19 protein-coding genes are annotated in these 15,513 nt (G+C 70.6%); 6 read left to right on the forward strand and 13 right to left on the reverse strand.

Annotated elements, in window-relative coordinates; genetic code table 11:
• Positions 1-58: 58 nt before the first annotated feature.
• On the forward strand, positions 59-952 hold the full coding sequence (locus ACFYWX_RS19165; protein WP_389425432.1) for an endonuclease/exonuclease/phosphatase family protein: 894 nt from the start codon (positions 59-61) through the stop codon (positions 950-952).
• Between the two features lie 55 nt (positions 953-1,007).
• Here the strand turns inward: ACFYWX_RS19165 and ACFYWX_RS19170 are convergent, their stop codons facing one another.
• From ACFYWX_RS19170 to ACFYWX_RS19185, 4 genes are all read right to left on the reverse strand, one after another.
• The gene (locus tag ACFYWX_RS19170; RefSeq protein WP_389425227.1) at positions 1,008-1,970 is read right to left on the reverse strand and encodes an electron transfer flavoprotein subunit alpha/FixB family protein; all 963 of its coding nucleotides are present in this window, start codon (positions 1,968-1,970) and stop codon (positions 1,008-1,010) included.
• A gap of 49 nt (positions 1,971-2,019) precedes the next feature.
• A complete protein-coding gene (locus tag ACFYWX_RS19175) occupies positions 2,020-2,808 on the reverse strand; it encodes an electron transfer flavoprotein subunit beta/FixA family protein (RefSeq protein ID WP_389425228.1) in 789 nt (262 codons plus the stop codon).
• Positions 2,809-3,027: 219 nt separating this feature from the next.
• Complete coding sequence (locus ACFYWX_RS19180) at positions 3,028-3,537, reverse strand: flavin reductase family protein (protein WP_389425229.1); 510 nt, start codon at positions 3,535-3,537, stop codon at positions 3,028-3,030.
• Between the two features lie 217 nt (positions 3,538-3,754).
• Entirely contained in the window at positions 3,755-4,168 is a 414-nt protein-coding gene (locus tag ACFYWX_RS19185; RefSeq protein WP_389425433.1) for a TlpA family protein disulfide reductase, read from the reverse strand.
• A gap of 74 nt (positions 4,169-4,242) precedes the next feature.
• Here ACFYWX_RS19185 and ACFYWX_RS19190 point away from each other — a divergent pair, with 74 nt between their 5' ends.
• The gene (locus ACFYWX_RS19190; protein ID WP_389425230.1) at positions 4,243-4,659 is read left to right on the forward strand and encodes a DUF4395 domain-containing protein; all 417 of its coding nucleotides are present in this window, start codon (positions 4,243-4,245) and stop codon (positions 4,657-4,659) included.
• A 191-nt stretch (positions 4,660-4,850) separates the two neighbouring features.
• Complete coding sequence (locus ACFYWX_RS19195; RefSeq protein WP_389425231.1) at positions 4,851-5,579, forward strand: lysophospholipid acyltransferase family protein; 729 nt, start codon at positions 4,851-4,853, stop codon at positions 5,577-5,579.
• A gap of 5 nt (positions 5,580-5,584) precedes the next feature.
• On the opposite strand, the gene ACFYWX_RS19200 is transcribed toward ACFYWX_RS19195, so the two are convergent.
• The 7 genes from ACFYWX_RS19200 to ACFYWX_RS19230 all read right to left on the reverse strand — a co-directional run bounded on the left by ACFYWX_RS19200 (position 5,585) and on the right by ACFYWX_RS19230 (position 11,549).
• Entirely contained in the window at positions 5,585-6,544 is a 960-nt protein-coding gene (locus tag ACFYWX_RS19200) for a RimK family alpha-L-glutamate ligase (RefSeq protein ID WP_389425232.1), read from the reverse strand.
• Complete coding sequence (locus ACFYWX_RS19205; protein ID WP_389425233.1) at positions 6,544-6,816, reverse strand: hypothetical protein; 273 nt, start codon at positions 6,814-6,816, stop codon at positions 6,544-6,546. Before ACFYWX_RS19205 ends, ACFYWX_RS19200 begins: the two co-directional genes overlap by 1 nt.
• Positions 6,817-6,944: 128 nt before the next feature.
• Positions 6,945-7,640 carry a B3/4 domain-containing protein gene (locus tag ACFYWX_RS19210; protein ID WP_389425234.1) on the reverse strand — a complete coding sequence of 232 codons (696 nt, stop codon included), beginning with the start codon at positions 7,638-7,640 and terminating at the stop codon, positions 6,945-6,947.
• An 8-nt stretch (positions 7,641-7,648) separates the two neighbouring features.
• Entirely contained in the window at positions 7,649-8,221 is a 573-nt protein-coding gene (locus tag ACFYWX_RS19215; RefSeq protein ID WP_389425235.1) for a transglutaminase domain-containing protein, read from the reverse strand.
• A 75-nt stretch (positions 8,222-8,296) separates the two neighbouring features.
• Positions 8,297-9,367 (reverse strand): threonine aldolase family protein, encoded by a 1,071-nt coding sequence (locus ACFYWX_RS19220; RefSeq protein WP_389425236.1) that lies wholly within the window; start codon positions 9,365-9,367, stop codon positions 8,297-8,299.
• Complete coding sequence (locus tag ACFYWX_RS19225) at positions 9,364-10,113, reverse strand: SDR family NAD(P)-dependent oxidoreductase (RefSeq protein WP_389425237.1); 750 nt, start codon at positions 10,111-10,113, stop codon at positions 9,364-9,366. Before ACFYWX_RS19225 ends, ACFYWX_RS19220 begins: the two co-directional genes overlap by 4 nt.
• A gap of 38 nt (positions 10,114-10,151) precedes the next feature.
• Positions 10,152-11,549, reverse strand: a complete 1,398-nt coding sequence (locus ACFYWX_RS19230; protein WP_389425238.1) for a DUF6421 family protein — start codon at positions 11,547-11,549, stop codon at positions 10,152-10,154.
• Between the two features lie 369 nt (positions 11,550-11,918).
• On the opposite strand from ACFYWX_RS19230, the gene ACFYWX_RS19235 reads away from it, so the two are divergent.
• On the forward strand, positions 11,919-12,602 hold the full coding sequence (locus ACFYWX_RS19235; RefSeq protein ID WP_389425239.1) for a glycerophosphodiester phosphodiesterase: 684 nt from the start codon (positions 11,919-11,921) through the stop codon (positions 12,600-12,602).
• Positions 12,603-12,605: 3 nt separating this feature from the next.
• Here the strand turns inward: ACFYWX_RS19235 and ACFYWX_RS19240 are convergent, their stop codons facing one another.
• Positions 12,606-13,166 carry a GNAT family N-acetyltransferase gene (locus tag ACFYWX_RS19240; RefSeq protein ID WP_389425240.1) on the reverse strand — a complete coding sequence of 187 codons (561 nt, stop codon included), beginning with the start codon at positions 13,164-13,166 and terminating at the stop codon, positions 12,606-12,608.
• A 71-nt stretch (positions 13,167-13,237) separates the two neighbouring features.
• Between ACFYWX_RS19240 and ACFYWX_RS19245 the strand changes: the two genes are divergently transcribed.
• Positions 13,238-13,630 carry a VOC family protein gene (locus ACFYWX_RS19245; RefSeq protein WP_389425241.1) on the forward strand — a complete coding sequence of 131 codons (393 nt, stop codon included), beginning with the start codon at positions 13,238-13,240 and terminating at the stop codon, positions 13,628-13,630.
• 11 nt (positions 13,631-13,641) lie between these two features.
• Here ACFYWX_RS19245 and ACFYWX_RS19250 read toward each other — a convergent pair whose 3' ends face one another.
• On the reverse strand, positions 13,642-14,550 hold the full coding sequence (locus ACFYWX_RS19250) for a GNAT family N-acetyltransferase (RefSeq protein ID WP_389425242.1): 909 nt from the start codon (positions 14,548-14,550) through the stop codon (positions 13,642-13,644).
• Positions 14,551-14,726: 176 nt separating this feature from the next.
• Here ACFYWX_RS19250 and ACFYWX_RS19255 point away from each other — a divergent pair, with 176 nt between their 5' ends.
• Positions 14,727-15,491, forward strand: coding sequence for a VOC family protein (locus ACFYWX_RS19255; protein WP_389425243.1), 765 nt, complete (start codon positions 14,727-14,729; stop codon positions 15,489-15,491).
• Positions 15,492-15,513: the final 22 nt, after the last annotated feature.

Consider the following 15,513-nt stretch of genomic DNA (forward strand, 5'->3'; position numbering starts at 1 on the left):
AGCGGCTCCCACCCCTCATCCTGACTCGCGAGGGGAGGGGGAGCACATGGGGGAGCACATGAGGGACTCCGGGAGAGTGACGCGAAGGACCGGGCTGAGAACCGTGGCGGCCGCCGCGATCGCGTTACCCCTGGTCGGATCGGTACGGGCCGCGGCCTCCCGGCACGAGGACGCACCTCTGGAGGTCATGACGTTCAACCTCCGTTTCGCGAGCACCGCCGAGCCCAACAGCTGGACGGTCCGCCGCCCGGTGATGCGGACGCTGCTGCGGCGGGCGGCCCCGCACGTCATCGGCACCCAGGAGGGGGTCTACCAGCAGCTGCGGGACGTCGCCTCCGACCTCGGGCCGCACTACGACTGGATCGGCACCGGCCGCATCCGGGGCAGCCACGACGAGTCCATGGCGGTCTTCTTCGACACGCGCCGCCTCGCCCCGGCCGAGTACGACCACTTCTGGCTCTCCGACACCCCGGAGGTCATCGGCTCCAACACCTGGGGCGGGGCCCATTCCCGCATGGTCACCTGGGTCCGCTTCCGCGATCTGCGCGCCGACGGACAGCAGTTCTACGTCCTCAACACGCACCTCGACAACGCGAGCGCGTACGCACGCAGGCGCGGCGCCACCCTGATCGCCGAACGGATCAGCGGCCTCGACCGCTCCCTGCCCGTCGTGGTGACCGGCGACTTCAACGTCCCCGCCCACGGGGACGCGGTCTACGACACGCTGCTGGGCGCCGGTCTCGTCGACACGTGGGACGCGGCAGAGGAGCGCGGCACGCCGTACGGGACGTTCCACGCGTACAAGCCGCTGACGCCCGGCGGTGAGCGCATCGACTGGATCCTGGCGACCCGCGGGGTGACCGCGCACCTGGCGTCGGTCGACACCTTCTCCCGCGACGGCCAGTTCCCGAGCGACCACCTGCCGGTGCGGGCCTCACTGAGCCTGGGATGAGACGACCGAGGCCCCCGTGACCGGCGCGGTCACGGGGGCCTCGTACAGCCGGTGATCAGCCCTTGCGGGTGTTGATCTCCTCGGTGAGCTGCGGGACGACGTCGAAGAGGTCGCCGACGACGCCGTAGTCGACCAGGTCGAAGATCGGGGCCTCGGCGTCCTTGTTGATCGCGACGATCGTCTTGGACGTCTGCATGCCGGCGCGGTGCTGGATCGCGCCGGAGATGCCGGAGGCGATGTACAGCTGCGGGGACACGCTCTTGCCGGTCTGGCCGACCTGGTTGGTGTGCGGGTACCAGCCCGCGTCCACCGCGGCACGCGAGGCACCGACGGCCGCGCCGAGGGAGTCGGCGAGGGACTCGATGACCGCGAAGTTCTCCGCGCCGTTGACGCCACGGCCACCGGAGACCACGATCGCGGCCTCGGTCAGCTCCGGACGGCCCGTCGACTCACGGGCGGTGCGGCCGGTGACCTTGGTGCCGGTGGCGAGCGCGGAGAAGGACACGCTCAGCGCCTCGACCGCACCGGCGGCCGGGGCGGCCTCCACGGCGGCCGAGTTCGGCTTGACCGTGATGACCGGGGTGCCCTTGATGACACGGGACTTGGTGGTGAAGGACGCGGCGAACACCGACTGGGTGGCCACCGGGCCCTCGTCGCCGGCCTCGATGTCGACGGCGTCGGTGATGATGCCGGAGCCGATGCGCAGCGCCAGACGGGCGGCGATCTCCTTGCCCTCCGCGGAGGACGGGACCAGCACGGCGGCCGGGGAGACGGCCTCGACGGCGGCCTGCAGCGCGTCCACCTTCGGTACGACCAGGTAGTCGGCGTACTCGGCGGCGTCGTGGGTCAGCACCTTCACGGCGCCGTGCTCGGCGAGCGCGGCGGCGGTGTTCTCCGCGCCGGCACCGAGGGCGACGGCGACGGGCTCGCCGATGCGGCGGGCGAGCGTCAGCAGCTCCAGGGTGGGCTTGCGGACGGCACCGTCCACGTGGTCGACGTAGACGAGGACTTCAGCCATGGGATTGCTCTCCTGCGAAACGAAGTTGAGGGGCGGTCAGCTGGGGCCGTCAGATGAACTTCTGGCCCGCGAGGAACTCAGCGAGCTGCTTGCCGCCCTCGCCCTCGTCCTTGACGATCGTGCCGGCGGTGCGGGCCGGGCGCGCGGCAGCGGTCTCGACCTTGGTGAGGGCGCCGTCGAGGCCGACCTCCTCGGCGTCGATCTCCAGGTCCTCGAGGTCCCAGGACTCCACCGGCTTCTTCTTGGCGGCCATGATGCCCTTGAAGGACGGGTAACGCGCCTCGCCCGACTGGTCGGTGACCGACACGACGGCCGGCAGGGACGCCTCCAGCTGCTCCGAGGCGGCGTCGCCGTCGCGGCGGCCCTTGACCGTGCCGTCCTCCACGGAGACCTCGGACAGCAGGGTCACCTGCGGCACGCCCAGGCGCTCGGCGACCAGCGCGGGCAGGACGCCCATGGTGCCGTCGGTGGAGGCCATGCCGGAGATGACCAGGTCGTAGCCGGCCTTCTCGATCGCCTTGGCCAGGACCAGGGAGGTGCCGATGGCGTCCGTGCCGTGCAGGTCGTCGTCCTCGACGTGGATCGCCTTGTCGGCGCCCATGGACAGCGCCTTGCGCAGGGCGTCCTTGGCGTCCTCGGGACCCACCGTGAGAACGGTGATCTCCACGTCGTCGTCGGAGTTCTCGGAGATCTGCAGCGCCTGCTCGACCGCGTACTCGTCGAGCTCGGAGAGCAGACCGTCCACGTCGTCCCGGTCGACGGTCAGGTCATCGGCGAAGTGCCGGTCGCCAGTGGCGTCGGGCACGTACTTCACAGTGACAACGATCCTCAAGCTCACGCCGGCTCTCCTACTGCATCGTCTTGTTTCGGCTGCCTGCTTGCAGGCAGCATAGGCGCCTCAAGCGGCCGATCCCGGTCGGGGCGGCCCGCGCTCCGACACGAAATATTACTCGCCAGTACACCTAGTTCGTTCCCGCTAAGCAAGCGCTTTGAACTGTGACCTTTGCAACGCAGCGTAACCGGAACTCGACCGGCGCGCAGGAGAGCGGACGCGTGATCAATCCCGCAGCGCGGTGAACCGGCCCTGGTGGTACACAAGCGGACGCCCCACACCCGTGGGATCGCCGAGGACGACCTCGGCCAGTACGACGCGATGGTCCCCGGCGGGCACACGCGCGACGACCCGGCACACCAGCCAGGCGAGGACGTCGTCGAGGACCGGCACCCCCTCGGGGCCCTCGCTCCAGGCGGTGGGCGCACCGAAGCGGTCCGCACCGCTCCTGGCGAACGTGGTGGCCAGTTCCTGTTGGTGCTCACCGAGCACATGCACGCCGACATGGTCGGCCCCGGATATCGCCGGCCAGCTGGAGGCACCCGTACTGATACCGAACGAGATCAGCGGGGGCTCGGCCGAGACGGAGGTGAGGGAGGTGGCGGTGAAGCCGACCGGGCCGTTCTCGCCGCGCGCTGTGATCACGGCGACTCCGGCCGCATGCCGCCGAAAGGCGGAGCGCAGGAGGTCGGGAGAGGCGAGCTGAAAGGTTCCGAGGGCGGGCGTGGCCGTCATGGAGTTGTCCTTCTGCGTGAGGGGGCGTCGGGGTCCGTGGCTGCTCAACAGCCCGGACAGCGCCCGGTCGCGCGGCGGACGGAGGGCGCCTGGCGACCGCGGACCCGCCCGAGGAGAAGGAGTTCCGTAGGCATACGGCCAGGCTGATGACAGGGGGCACGCACAGTCAAGTACGTCCCGGCATCTGGGAGATCCCTCACCGTCCGTATCACGGGCCTCAAACCGCCTCCCCGAGCGCCGCGATCACATCGGCCTTGCGGGGCTGGCCGGTGGCGCGACGCACCACCCGGCCCTCGGCGTCCAGGACCAGCACGGTGGGCGTCTTGAGGATCTCGAGTTCGCGGACGAGATCCAGGTGCGCCTCGGCGTCGATCTCGACGTGGGTCACGCCCGGAACGAGACCCGCCACCTCGCCGAGGATCCGCCGGGTGGCCCGGCAGGGCGCGCAGAAGGCGCTGGAGAACTGCACCAGCGTGGCGCGCTCGCCGAGTTCCCCGCCCCACGCGGCCGCCTGGAGCCGCTTCCCGTCGTCGCGCCCGCGCACCCGCACCCTCCCGCTCCGCCGCCGTTGCAGCACTCCGTAGACGCTCGCCGCCGCGAGCACCGCCACGCACACCACAAGTCCGGTCATCATCCGGTCAGCATTCACGAGACTGCAAAGATTCCCGACTCCCCGAACAGTTTCCGCCACGCGATGCTTGGTTCATGGACATCGATGTGAGGGGGCCGCGCTTCGGCGCGGCCGTGACGACCGTGGTCCTCGCGGTCGTATTGATCACCGGGAGCGCCTGGCTCCTCGCCTGGCAGACGCTCGCGTTCGCGCTCGGCGCAGCGGGCGGACCAGGGCGTTCGCCGTACGGCCTGCTCTTCAAGAAGCTTCTGCGTCCCCGGATCGGGCCGCCGACCGAGTTCGAGGCGCCCGAACCGCCGCGATTCGCGCAGGCGGTGGGGCTTCTCTTCGCGGGAGTGGGCCTCGTGGGCTTCACCGTGGGGCCCGAGTGGCTGGGACTCGCCGCTACCGGGGCGGCGTTGGCGGCCGCGTTCCTGAACGCCGCGTTCGCATACTGCCTGGGGTGCGAGATGTACCTGCTCGTCCGGCGAGCAACGGTACGCGCGGAGTAAAGACGGTGGAAAAGACCGAGGTGGATCAAGGGGCCGACGTGACGAGGATCTCGCGCCGCGCGGGCACCAGGACTGGCTACCGGGCCGTTCTTCGGGCACGATCTGCGAGATGCCGTAAACCTACGGCTGCGTAACTTTCTCGCCAGGAGTCACCTCTCCTGACGGAGAGAAGGAAGGGTCCACTCCCGCCCATGGCAGAACTCGTCTACCGCCCCGTCGTCGGTCTCGCCGTCACTCTGTTCAAGGCGTGGGACCTCAAGATCGACTGCAGGGGGTCGGAGAACATCCCGCGCTCGGGCGGCGCCGTGCTGGTGAGCAATCACATCAGCTACCTGGACTTCATCTTCAACGGCCTGGCCGCACTCCCGCAGAAACGTCTCGTTCGCTTCATGGCGAAGGAGTCCGTCTTCCGGCACAAGGTCTCCGGTCCGCTGATGCGCGGGATGAAGCACATCCCCGTGGACCGCAAGCAGGGCGAGACGGCCTACCAGCACGCGCTGGATTCGCTGCGCTCGGGCGAGATCGTCGGGGTCTTCCCGGAGGCCACGATCTCGCAGTCGTTCACGCTGAAGAGCTTCAAGTCGGGTGCGGCGCGGATGGCCCAGGAGGCGGGCGTCCCGCTGATCCCGATGGCCGTGTGGGGCACCCAGCGGCTGTGGACCAAGGGGCACCCGCGCAACTTCAGGCGCAGCCACACCCCGATCACCATCCGGGTCGGTGAGGCGATCGAGGCGTCGAAGGACAAGTACGCGGGCGCGATCACCCGGCAGGTGCGCGAGCGTGTCCAGGAGTTGCTGGAGGCCGCCCAGCGCGCGTACCCGGTGCGCCCCAAGGACGCGAACGACACGTGGTGGATGCCGGCCCACCTGGGCGGCACGGCGCCGACGCCGGAACAGGTGCGCGCGGCCGAGGCGCGCTGACCGCGTCATCCTCCGTCTCCTCCGTCGACGGGGCCTGCTGACTGCGAGATCAGGAAGTCCAGGAAACGGTCGGCCAGCGGTTCGCCCAACAGCGGCTCCAGGAAGAGGAACTGCCCCTGGGGGTTCACCTCCAGCCACACGGGTTCGTCCTGCGGCGTCAGCTTGATGTCGACGACCCCCATGCGCAGGCCGAGTCGTCGCAGTACGGCTGTGACGCGCCGGGCCAGGTCGTCGGGGACGGGCCAGCGGGAGATGGGGACGTTCAGGTCGGGCCGCCAGTCCAGGCGGTCCGTCTCGATGAGCGCCGCGTACATCTCCTCGCCGAAGCAGTTGAGCCTGACGTGGCGCCGCCCGGGGATGTACTCCTGGTACACGGCGGGGCAGGCGTGGAAGGACGGCTCGGGGATCGCGGACGGGTCGTCGACGTACTGGGTGAACATCAGCGGGCCGCTGGCACCCACCACCGGTTTGACGATGATGCGTCCGGTCCGGTGGGCGAACTCGACGACCTCCTGGCGCGATTGCGAGACCAGGGTGCGCGGCACCCGGAAGCCCTCCGCGCGGGCCACGGCGAGTTGGTACAGCTTGTCCGCCGCGCGGTCGGTCGCCTCCGGGGACGACACCCAGCGGCCCGCGAAGGCCGCCGCCAGGATGCCGCCGAGGGCGCCCCGGCAGTCGTTGTCGACCAGTCGGCGCTCATGGTCGCTCGCGGCCCGGGCGGCCGTCTGCTGCTTCGCCCGCATCCGGCGCCACCACAGCACCGAGACGTCCTCCAGGGGCACTCTGAGCCCCTCCGACGTCAGGACGGTGGCGGGTACGTCCTCGTGCGAGCTCCAGGTCAGGCCGGCCCGTCCGCCGATCCGGTCGCACTCCACGATGTGGAAGGGGTGGTACCGGCGGCGGGCGGCGGCCTCCCGGACGGCGCGGGCATGGAGGTCGTCCTCGACCGACACCGTGAGGATCATTACTCGGGGCAGTCCACGCAGCAGTCGTCGGAGCAGCCGCACGAGCAGGACTCGGAGGCCGAGCCGGCGAGGTTGCTCCCGTCGATCCTGAGCCCCGTGGTGGCGCGGACCGCCTCTTCCCACGACTTCAGCTCTTCCGGGGTTTCCAGCCGGATGTAGGAATCGGGCTGGACCCGGAGGACCACCGGGGGCGCCACCGACGCCACGGAGGAGAACTTCGTCAGGCCCTTCTGCTCCTTCGACACTTCTTCGCCCAGCGTGAATGCGGCCATCGCGACCATCTCCGCGAGTTCATGGGGGGGCGGTTGCTCTCCCCCCATCACAACACGGTGGTCCGGTCACCGCATGCGGAACTGAGTGCGCGTTCAACTTCCTTGCGCGGTGCGGGATCGAGCGGGGCTCACGAGGCGGGCTCCCGGACCTCGACACGCGCTCCGGGGCTGAACTTCTCCAGGAGTTCGGCGAGTTCGCCGGCGGCCGTCCGGAGGTCGGCGACCGGCATCGGCGCCATGCTCTCCAGCAGGAAGACGGCCGAGACGCTCTCCTCGGTGAGCCGGGTGCGCGGGCCCTGCCGCCAGTTCCAGCGCCGGCAGGTCACGCCCACCTCGTCGCACCACACCACCTCGCCCGCCTCGGGGTGTTCGACGACCTCCTCGCCGCCGGCGACGGTCACGAAGTCCTCGTCGCCGGCCGCGCGCACGAGCCGCATGCCGCCGCGGATGCGGTCGGTGTCCTCGCCGCCGACGGGGATCAGGTGGGCGACGCTGATGGCGTTGTAGAGGTCGACGAGGAGGTTGATGCGCGGCAGCCCACCCTCCGACAGGGCCCGCTTGGCCAGCGCCTCGGCCGAGTTGCGGGTGCGGGACGGCTTGGCACCGAACGCCGTGTAGACCTCGCGCCAGGCCGCCATGTGCGGGTCCTCGTGCGGAGCGCGTCCGTCCAGGCGTACGGCGAGCCGGTGGGCGGCGTCGTCGAGGAGCGCCGAACCGGCGTCGGTACTGGGTCCGTTGACCAGCCCGTGCCCCTCGACGACGACATGCGTGAAGCCGGGGGCGAGGGCACGCACCTCGTCGGACACGGTCAGGGGGAGAGTCATCGTCTGCCTCAGAGTGCGGTGGGGAGGGTCTGCCAGAGGTACGGCCGGTCGGGGGCGGCCTTGAGGACGCTCAGGACGGCCGGGTGTGGTTCAGCGTACAGCACCGGATAGTCCACCTCATTGGACTCCGGGTCCACCGGGAAGGCCAGCCGTTCGCCGTCGAGGGAGAACCGGGCGTCCACGCCCGGTTTGTTGCCCCGCGGATCCTGCCGATGCCAGGCCCCGTTGAAGCGTACGGCGATCAGTCCGTGCACGACGTCGAACTTCTGGTAGCACAGCGCCGTCGGGATGCCCTCGGCCCGCAGCAACGCGGCCAGCGCGTGCGCCTTGGCGTAGCAGATGCCGGTGCCCTGCTCCAGCACGTCGGAGGCCCGCCAGGTGACGCGCGGGTCGCCGGAGTCCTGCGAGTGCGGGATGGTGTCACGCACGAACTCGAACGCCAGGCGCGCATAGGCATACGAGTCCTCCGCCCCCTTGGCGAGTCGCGCGGCGGTCTCCCGCACCCGTGGATGATGGTGGTCGATGACCTCATCGGCAGCCAAATAAGCGGACAGGTCTGGGGTGTTCTGGATCAGCTCCATGCCCGCAGAGCATAGAAACGCGATCACCCGACCGTCAATGACTTTTCGGGTGACCGCATATCTATGCAGAGAAGGCTAGTGGGCCATCTCCTCCTTCAGCGCCGCGACGAACGCGTCCACGTCCTCCTCCGTCGTGTCGAAGGCGCACATCCAGCGCACGACACCGGCCCCCTCGTCCCAGAAGTAGAACCGGAACCGCTTCTGAAGGCGCACGCTCACGTCGTGCGGGAGCCGGGCGAAGACGCCGTTGGCCTGCACCGGGTAGAGGACCTCCACGCCGTGCACCGCGCGTACGCCCTCGGCCAGCCGCTGTGCCATCTCGTTGGAGTGGCGGGCGTTGCGCAGCCACAGGTCCTTGGCGAGCAGGGCCTCCAGCTGCACCGACACGAAGCGCATCTTGGAGGCGAGCTGCATGGACAGCTTGCGCAGGTGCTTCATGTGGCGGACGGCGTCCTGGTTGATGACGACGACGGCCTCGCCGAACAGCGCGCCGTTCTTCGTCCCGCCCAGGGAGAGGATGTCGACGCCGACGGCGTTGGTGAACGTCCGCATGGGGACGTTCAGCGAGGCCGCCGCGTTGGCTATCCGGGAGCCGTCGAGGTGGACCTTCATGCCGTGCGCGTGGGCGTGCTCGCAAATGGCGCGGATCTCGTCGGGCGTGTAGAGGGTGCCGAGTTCCGTGCTCTGCGTGATCGAGACGACCTGCGGCATCGCGCGGTGCTCGTCCTCCCAGCCCCAGGCCTGCCGGTCGATCAGCTCGGGGGTGAGCTTGCCGTCCGGGGTGGGCACGGTGAGCAGCTTCAGGCCGCCCATGCGCTCCGGAGCGCCGCCCTCGTCGACGTGGATGTGCGCACTCTCGGCGCAGATCACCGCGCCCCAGCGGTCGGTGACCGCTTGGAGCGCGACGACGTTGGCGCCGGTGCCGTTGAAGACCGGGAACGCCTCCGCCGTGGACCCGAAGTGGCTGCGGATGATCCGCTGCAAATTCTCGGTGTAGTCGTCCTCGCCGTACGCGACCTGATGCCCGCCGTTGGCCAGGGCCAGGGCGGCGAGCACCTCCGGGTGGGCCCCGGCGTAGTTGTCACTGGCGAAACCGCGGACCTCCGGGTCGTGATGGCGACGCGCGTCGGTCTTCGGTGGGTTCACGGCTTCTCGGTCAGCCACAGACGGTTTCCGTTCACTTCGGCGGCGGGCTGCTCCCAGACGCCGGCGATGGCCTCGGCCAGGTCCTTGACGTCCGTGAAACCCGCGAACTTCGCGTTGGGTCGCTCGGCGCGCATCGCGTCGTGCACCAGCGCCTTCACCACCAGGATGGCAGCGGCGGACGTCGGCCCCTGGGCGCCCCCGGCCTTGCGGAAGGCGTCGGCCAGCGCGAGCGTCCAGGCCTCGGAGGCGGCCTTCGCCGCGGCGTACGAGGCGTTGCCCGCGGTCGGGTTCGTCGCCCCAGCGGCGCTGATCAGCACGTACCGCCCGCGGTCGCTGCGCTGGAGCGCGTCGAAGAAGGCCAGCGAGGTGTGCTGCACGGTGCGGATGAGCAGCAGCTCGAGGAAGTCCCAGTCGTCGAGGCTGGTCTTGATGAAGGTCTCACTGCCGCGCCAGCCGCCGACGAGGTGGACGAGGCCGTCGATGCGGCCGAAGTCCTTCTCGATGTGTGTGGCCCAGTCGCGGGTGGACTGCAGGTCGAGCAGGTCGACCGGTTCGCCGGTGACGCTGGCGCCGCCGGATGCGTAGCGGGCCGCGTCCACGGCCTCCGCGAGCCGCTCGGGGTCGTTGTCCGCCCCGACGACGGTCGCTCCGGCCTCGGCCAGGCGCAGCAGCGCGGCCCGGCCCGCCGGTCCGCCCGCGCCGGCCACCGCGATCACCGCACCGCTGAGAGCCCCGTTCCCCACCATGTTCCTCGCCTCCTGAGCAGTGTTGTGTGCGCGGTCGCTCACGCGGCGATCCGCTCGGCGCCGTCCGCGGTGATGCCCCTGGTGGAGGCGATCACGTTCTTCAGCTTCTTGGACAGTGCCTCATAGAACATGCTCAGCGGAAACTCGTCCGGAAGCACGTCGTCGACGAGCTTGCGCGGCGGCTGGCTCAAGTCCAGGGCGTCCGGGCCCTTGGCCCACGTGGAGCCCGGGTGCGGGGCGAGGTAGGTGGAGACGAGTTCGTACCCGGCGAACCAGTGGACGAGCTTGGGGCGGTCGATGCCGTCGCGGTAGAGCTTCTCGATCTCGGCGCACAGCTCGTTGGTGACCTGCGGGGCGCGCTGCCAGTCGATGAACAGCTTGTTGTCGGTCCAGCGCACGACGTCGTGCTTGTGCAGGTACGCGAAGAGGAGCTGACCGCCGAGGCCGTCGTAGTTGCGCACGCGCTCGCCGGTGACCGGGAAGCGGAACATGCGGTCGAAGAGCACCGCGTACTGCACGTCACGGGCCTGCGGGACGCCGTCGGCCTCCAGCTTCACGGCCTCCCTGAAGGCGGTGAGGTCGCAGCGCAGCTCCTCCAGGCCGTACATCCAGAACGGCTGGCGCTGCTTGATCATGAACGGGTCGAAGGGCAGGTCGCCGTGGCTGTGGGTGCGGTCGTGGACCATGTCCCACAGGACGAAGGCCTCCTCGCAGCGCTTCTGGTCGTGGACCATCGTGGCGATGTCCTCGGGCAGCTCCATGCCCAGGATCTCGACGGCGGCGTCGGTGACGCGGCGGAAGCGGGCGGCCTCGCGGTCGCAGAAGATGCCGCCCCAGGTGAAGCGCTCGGGGGCCTCGCGCACGGCGATGGTCTCGGGGAACAGGACGGCCGAGTTGGTGTCGTAGCCAGCCGTGAAGTCCTCGAACGTGATGCCGCAGAACAGCGGGTTGTCGTAGCGGGTGCGCTCCAGCTCGGCCAGCCAGTCCGGCCAGACCATGCGCAGGACGACCGCCTCGAGGTTGCGGTCGGGGTTGCCGTTCTGCGTGTACATCGGGAAGACGACCAGATGCGTCAGGCCGTCCCGGCGGTCGGCGGCGGGCTGGAAGGCCAGCAGCGAGTCGAGGAAGTCGGGCACCCGGAAGCCGCCGTCGACCCAGCGGTGCAGGTCCTTCACGAGCGCCGCGTGGTAGTCGGCGTCGTGCGGGAGCAGCGGGGACAGCTCCTCGACGGCGTGCACGACACGCCGGACGGCGAGCTCGGCGTCCGCCGGGTCGGGGGCGCCCTCGGCCTCGAAGTCGATCGACCCGTCCTTCGACTGCCATGGCCGGATCTGCTCCACGGCATCCTTGAGCACGGGCCACGCAGGGTGCTCAACGGCCCTGGTCGCGGGAGGAACGTGCCCCTCCGAACCCACCTGCACAAGAATTTCCGTCATGTCCCATCCTCCACAGGAGAACCTAGCGTCAAGACACCGTATGCATACGAGGTTCCTTTCAGCAAGGGGAGATCCGGGAAATTATCCTGCACTCCCCCCATCTTCACCGCACTTTTTCCTGTCCGCCATGGCGTCAGCGGTTTGATCCGCCGACGGTCAACTCGGCCGGGACTCGCCCACGCCAGGGTGACCGCTGCGACGGGTACCGGCCAGGCCCGCTCCGGGCGCCACACGGATGCCCCGCGCAGGCACGGGTTCATCACGGGGCGGGGCCATTAGGCTGCGGCTCTGTCGCGCGAACGGTGCCGTCCGCTCCGGCCCCGTCCCCCGCGCGCGCCGAGCCGCCGTCGACGGAAAGCGAGTCGAACCTTGAATCTCTTTACCATCGGTCACCGCGGAGTCATGGGTGTCGAGCCCGAGAACACCCTCCGTTCCTTCGTCGCCGCCCAGCAGGCGGGCCTCGACGCCATCGAACTCGATCTCCATCTGAGCAAGGACGGCGCTCTCGTCGTCATGCACGACACCGACGTGGACCGCACGACCGACGGCACCGGGCCGATCGCCGAGAAGACCCTCGCAGAGCTGCGCGCGCTGGACGCGGGTCAGGGTGAGCGCGTCCCGGTCTTCGAGGAGGTGCTGGACGCGGTGCGGGCGCCCCTTCAGGCCGAGATCAAGGACGTGCAGGCGGCGCGGGCACTGGCGGAGGTCATGACCGGGCGGGACCTGGTCGGCCGGGTCGAGGTGTCCTCGTTCCACGACGAGGCGATCGCCGAGATCGCCCGCCTGGTGCCCGGGGTACGGACCGCGCTGATCGGCAGCCGCTTCGGCACCGACATCGTGGACCGGGCCGTGGCCGTCGGCGCCGCCACCGTCTGCCTCAACATCCGCCGGCTCACCCTGGAGGTCGTCGAGAAGGCCCACAAGGAGAACCTGAGGATCATCGGCTGGGTGGTGAACACCCAGGACCACCTGCGGCTCGTACGGGCCCTGGAGCTGGACGGCGCGACGACCGACTACCCGGAGATCAAACGTACGGGCCGCTTCACGGCGTGACGCTCAGGCGAGTTCCTTGACCAGCAGCTCGAACTGCAGGTCGTCGCGGCGCGGGACGCCGAAGCGCTCGTCGCCGTACGGGAACGGGGTCATCCGTCCCGTACGGCGGTAGCCGCGCCGCTCGTACCAGGCGATGAGGTCGTCGCGGACCGAGATCACCGTCATGTGCATCTCCGCGGCGCCCCAGGTCTCGCGCGCCTGCCGCTCCGCCTCCGCGATGATCACCTTGCCGAGGCCGGCGCCCTGCTGGGTGGGGCTGACCGCGAACATGCCGAAGTAGGCGTGGACGCCGCGGTGTTCGAGCTGGCAGCAGGCGACGACCCGCCCCTCCCGCTCGACCGTCAACAACCGGCTGTCGGGTGCCTTGACGACGGCCAGCACGCCCTCCGGATCCGTCCGCTGCCCCTCCAGGATGTCCGCCTCGGTCGTCCATCCCACCCTGCTGGCGTCGCCCCGGTACGCCGACTCGATCAACGCGACGATCGCGTCCACGTCGGCGTCGGTGGCATCCCGGAACGTCAGTCCGGGCGTCGGTTCGGCAGCGGCGGTCTCGGGGGTCTCCATGAGCGAATCTCCGGTTCTCGGGCACGTCGCGGGCAACGATGAGCGTAGCGCCGCCAGTAGGCTCCGGGTGCATGGTGCACGTACTGAACAGCCGGACCTTGATCCGCCCCACCGACCCCGAGCGGTCCCGTGTGTTCTACGGCGAGCAGTTGGGCCTCGCTGTCTACCGCGAGTTCGGGACGGGAGCGGATCGGGGCACCGTCTACTTCCTCGGCGGGGGGTTCCTGGAGATCGCGGGGCGCTCGGAGACACCGCCCTCCGCTGCGGTGCGGCTGTGGCTCCAGGTCGCGGACGTGAACGCGGCCCACGACGAGCTGCGGGCCAAGGGGGTCGAGATCGTGCGGCCGCCGGTGAAGGAGCCGTGGGGGCTGGTCGAGATGTGGATCACCGACCCGGACGGGACACGGATCGTGCTGGTGGAGGTACCGACCGACCATCCGCTGCGGTACCGGCCGGGGATCTGACGCCGACGAGTTCAGGAGGGCCGGTGCTCCCAGCCGCGGTCCGTGCGGGTCAGTTCTCGAAAGCCCGCGGCGGTCAGGTGGGCGATCGCCGTGGTGTCGGCCGGGGCCTCGTAGGCGAGGAGGCGGTCCGCGTCGCACAGGCGGAGCCAGTCGGCGGCGTGGGCGAGCAGTCGGTGCTCCCAGCCCCGGCCGTGGTGGGCCGGGTCGACGTGCAGGTTGCCGAGGTCGGCGAGGCCGGCGGCGCGGGTGTGGCGCTCGGGACGGGCCAGGGCCGTGTCGACCTCGGCGAAACCGACGGCCCGGCCGTCGTCGTACGCGGTGAAGCGCGTCCCGCACTCCCCCAGCGTGCGCTCGATCGTGACGCCCGGCCGGGGCTCCGGCACCGGCAGATCCTCGACCCGGGCGATCAGCAGGACCTCCGTGTCCCCGGTGTGCCGAAAGCCGGCGCGTTCGTAGACGGCGCGGATGTGCGGCCACGGCCGGGGCAGCCCGTACACACCCGGCGCGGGCAGCGCCCCGTCGGCGTAGCGGACCCGCACCCGCCAGCGGGCGAGCCGGGCCAGACAGGCGCTCATCAGCAGGTCGGCGGCCTGCTCGGAGTCCGGCCAGAAGGAGGCGGGCGGACGGTACACGAACCAGTCGATCGCCCCCGCGTCCCGGTGGTTCGCGCCCACGTCGCCGTCGGCGCGGTAGCGGAGCAGGTGGGCCGCGGCGACGACATGGCCGCGCTGCTCGGCGACGAGCGTCGCCCGCTCGCTCACCCACGGGTCGACGATGAACTCGTCGGGCTGCCGCTCCAGCGCGCTGAGCACGGTGTTCACGGAGACGGAGACGCCGGGGACGACCGCGGCGACGTGCAGGTTGACCAGTTCGGTGAGCGGGTCGCGGTCGTCGCGGCGGAACGGGCGCACCTCGGGCATGCGGGACCTCCGGTCGAAGAACGTTGTCGGGAGGCCGCCACGCGATGCGGTACGGCGCCGAGCGTACGTCGGTGGCGGCGCCGCGCGCGAGGGGGTTTCCGGATGGCCGCGGATGGCCGCCACCGGCGGCCGGGGCTAGCGTGCTGAAGGGGGCACACCCTGTCCGAAGGAGTGCCATGAAGCTCGACGAGCCGGTGACCGGTGGACCCTGCTGGACCGAGCTGGGGACCACCGACCTGGAAGCGGCGGGGCGGTTCTACACCGAGTTGTTCGGCTGGCGGCCGCTGCGGGATCCGCGGCAGGAGGCGGGCGGCTACACGATCGCGCACCTCGGGGACGCGGCGGTCGCCGCGCTCACGCCGCTGTACCAGGAGTCCCAGCCCGTGGCGTGGAACGTGTCGTTCGCCGTGGCCGACGCGGACGCCACCGCGCGGCTGGTCGTGGAGGCCGGCGGGAAGGTCCTGGTCGGCCCGCTGGACGTGTTCGACGTGGGGCGTTTCGTCGTCGCCACCGATCCCGGCGGCGCCGCCTTCCAGCTGTGGCAGGCCCGCGCCTTCCGCGGCGCCGGGCTGCTCAACGCGCCCGGCTCGCTGGGCTGGGTGGAACTGCTGACGCGTGACCCCGCACGGGCGCAGGACTTCTACACGACGGTGTTCGGCTGGACGGTGAACGCCTCGGAGCACTACACGCAGTGGGGCCTGGAGGGCGCCGACTTCGGCGGGATGGTCACGATGGACGACGAGTTCCCGCCCGAGGTGCCGCCGCACTGGCTGCCGTACTTCGCCGCGGAGGACGTCGACGCCACGACGGCCACCGCGACCGGCGCGGGCGGCACCGCCCTCATGGAGCCCACCTCGGTACCGGACGGGCCCAGGATCGCGGTGCTGCGGGATCCGCAGGGGGCGGTGTTCGGCGTGTACCGGGCGGGGGACGAGGGCTGAGCGGACGGCCGGCGCCCGCCTC

Origin of the sequence: Streptomyces sp. NPDC002888 (genome assembly GCF_042888465.1) — a bacterium.
Taxonomy (GTDB): domain Bacteria; phylum Actinomycetota; class Actinomycetes; order Streptomycetales; family Streptomycetaceae; genus Streptomyces.